Origin of the sequence: Streptomyces sp. WELS2, assembly GCF_013870595.1 — a bacterium.
GTDB lineage: Bacteria > Actinomycetota > Actinomycetes > Streptomycetales > Streptomycetaceae > Streptomyces.
This window is the reverse complement of the sequence record NZ_JACBWZ010001371.1, coordinates 1-1006: the sequence shown is the minus strand read 5'-3', so window position 1 is coordinate 1006 and position 1006 is coordinate 1. Positions and strand designations below refer to the sequence as shown.

Sequence of the window (1006 nt, the reverse complement as noted above, 5' to 3'; positions counted from 1 at the left end):
GACGCAGGGCGCGGCCACCGGCAGCAGCGCGCCGGAGATCCGGCCCGCGGCGTACCCCGCGGCCAGGGCGAGCACCGAGAGCAGCATGCCCTCCGGCCGTCCGCCCCCGGCCGCCGCGGTGATCAGCGACCACGCCGCACAGGCTCCCAACAGGAGCATGCCCGTCCCATCGGAAACGTTTCCTCGCGCGCCATAGGCATCCGCGCCGCACGTACCGGCCGCGGACTGCGTCCCCGTCGACCCCACCCGTCGCCCCTCGTACCCGGTCCCCCGACCTTGGCAGGCCCCGGCCGCGGGCCGGTATCCGGCCGGGCCACCGAGGCTGGGCACACCGTAACGGCTGTGGACCGGTTTGGGGACGGTACGCGGAGGAACGGCATGATTCCGCTGGTCCGGCGCCCGTCCCGGCACGGCCCGGCGAGGAGGCGCCCGGCGGGGCCGGACACGGCCGGGCACCCGGCCGCCGACCCCCGTGAACGGCCCGCCACCAGCGACGATCCACGGTCGACCGGCGCCGGACCGCGCTGTCGGCGGTGACGGCGTCCGCCGTACACTCACCCGGGTGACCGTCACCGCAACCTCCGTGGACCAGCCGGACGAGCTGAAGCACCGCCCGGCGTCCGCCGCGCGCCGTGGCCGATTGCTGCGCCTGGCCCCGGCCGCCGCCTCCGTGCTCTGCGGAGTGCTGCTCTACGTCAGCTTCCCGCCGCGGACCCTGTGGTGGCTGGCCCTGCCCGCGTTCGCCGGTTTCGCCTGGGTGCTGCGCGGCCGGAGCTGGAAGGCCGCGCTCGGCCTCGGCTACCTCTTCGGGCTGGGCTTCCTGCTGCCGCTGCTGGTGTGGACCAGTGTGGAGGTCGGTCCCCTGCCCTGGCTGGCCCTGGTCGCCGCCGAGGCGCTCTTCGTCGCCCTGACCGGCGTCGGCATCGCCGCCGTCTCCAGGCTGCCCGCCTGGCCGGTGTGGGCCGCCGCCCTGTGGACGGCGGGCGAGGCGGCACGCGCGCGGAGC

The 1006-nt window shown here is 76.7% G+C and carries 2 pseudogenes; one reads left to right on the top strand and one right to left on the bottom strand.

From position 1 onward, the window contains the following. Positions 1–246 (bottom strand): annotated as a pseudogene (locus H5J33_RS38200) (O-antigen polymerase); the annotation flags it as partial. A 316-nt stretch (positions 247–562) separates the two neighbouring features. Between H5J33_RS38200 and H5J33_RS36435 the strand changes: the two are divergent. Beyond that, positions 563–1006 (top strand): annotated as a pseudogene (locus H5J33_RS36435) (apolipoprotein N-acyltransferase); the annotation flags it as partial.